Raw genomic sequence first — 1,604 nt, 5'->3', positions numbered from 1 at the left:
CCGTCATCGCCTCCGATTTCGCGCGCACCGCGGGCATGCCGACCGAGGCGATCAGCGCGATCATGTCCTGCATCGCGAGCATCCCCGTGATCGGCGGGGGCCGTCCTCGGAGGCTAGGCGGGGCGGGGCGCGACGTCCGCCCGTTGACTTCCCAGGTGCGCGGCCGTGCTCGCGGGTCCGGGGGCGTTCGCCGACTCGAGGTCCGTTCTCCTCCGGCTCCCGCTCCAATCTCCTCCGGCTTCCGCGACTGTCCAGGAGTTGTCGCACTCGAGCTCGAGTGCGACGACTTCTGCGCACTCGGCGACGACCGCTGGGACAGGCCCGGCGGCTCGCGACCACGCGGAAGCGGCCGTACTGGAGCGCGAGTACGGCGACTTCGGAGCAGTGGCGACCGGCTCGAGTCTGCGGGTCCGCGAGTGCTCAGGAGTTGTCGCAGTCGAGGCCGAGTGCGACGACTTCTGGACAGTGGGGGGAGGGGCTCCGGGTGAGGGCTTGCGAGTGCTCAGGAGTTGTCGCAGTCGAGGCCGAGTGCGACGACTTCTGGACGGTGGGCGGCGTCCGAGCAGCGTCAGGGGCCCCGGCAGCACCCGTCAGGGACCCCGGCGGCACGGATCCGGGGCCCCGGCGGCACGCGTCGCGCCCGGCGCCCGCGACCTAGGGTGAGGGCATGCATCCGCTCGACGCCCAGGACCCGCTCGCGCACTGCCCCGAGCTGTTCGTCCGCACCCCCGAGGTCCGCTCCTACCTCGACGGCAACTCGCTCGGCCGGCCGCTGCGCGCGAGCGTCGCCCGGCTCGCGCGGTTCGCGGAGGAGGAGTGGGGCGGCCGCCTCATCCGCGGCTGGGAGGAGGGCTGGCTCGACATGCCGCTCGAGGTCGGCGACGCCCTCGGCTCCGCGGTGCTGGGAGCCGCGGCCGGCCAGACGGTCGTCGCCGACTCCACGACCGTCCTGCTCTACAAGCTCGCCCGCGCGGCGATCGCCCGCCAGGCGGAGCAGGGGCGCGACGAGATCGTCGTGGACACCGACAACTTCCCCACCGACCGGTACGTGCTGGAGGGCATCGCGGCCGAGACCGGCAGCACGCTCCGCTGGATCGACTCCGACCCCGGGAGCGGCGTCGGCCCCGACGACCTCGCCCCGGTGCTCGGCGAGCGGACGGCGCTGGTGCTGCTCAGCCACGTCGCGTACCGCTCGGGGTTCCTCGCCGACGCCGCGGCGATCACCGCTCAGGCGCACGAGGCCGGCGCGCTCGTGCTCTGGGACGCCTCCCACTCCGTCGGCTCGGTGCCGCTCGAGCTCGACGAGTGGGGCGCGGACCTCGCGGTCGGCTGCTCCTACAAGTACCTGAACGGAGGCCCGGGGGCGCCCGCGTGGGCGTACGTCGCGTCGCGGCACCAGGGCTCGCTCGCGCAGCCGGTGCAGGGCTGGATGGGCGTCGCCGACATGTTCGAGATGGGACCCGGCTACCGTCCGGCCGAGGGGATGCGGCGCTTCCTCAGCGGCACCCCGCCGATCACGGGGATGCTCGCGATGCAGGACATGATCGCGCTGATCGCCTCGGTCGGCATGCCCGCGGTGCGCGCGAAATCGGAGGCGATGACGG

General features: G+C 73.6%; 1 protein-coding gene. It reads left to right on the top strand.

All coding sequences use genetic code 11. The annotated features are described in order from the left end of the window. Positions 1-667: 667 nt before the first annotated feature. Positions 668-1,604, top strand: a 937-nt coding sequence (locus C5C33_RS18065) for an aminotransferase class V-fold PLP-dependent enzyme (RefSeq protein ID WP_104261789.1), incomplete at its 3' end; no start/stop codon positions are given.

It is taken from the genome of Rathayibacter sp. AY1H3, assembly GCF_002932015.1.
This window is presented reverse-complemented; position numbering and strand designations above follow the sequence as displayed.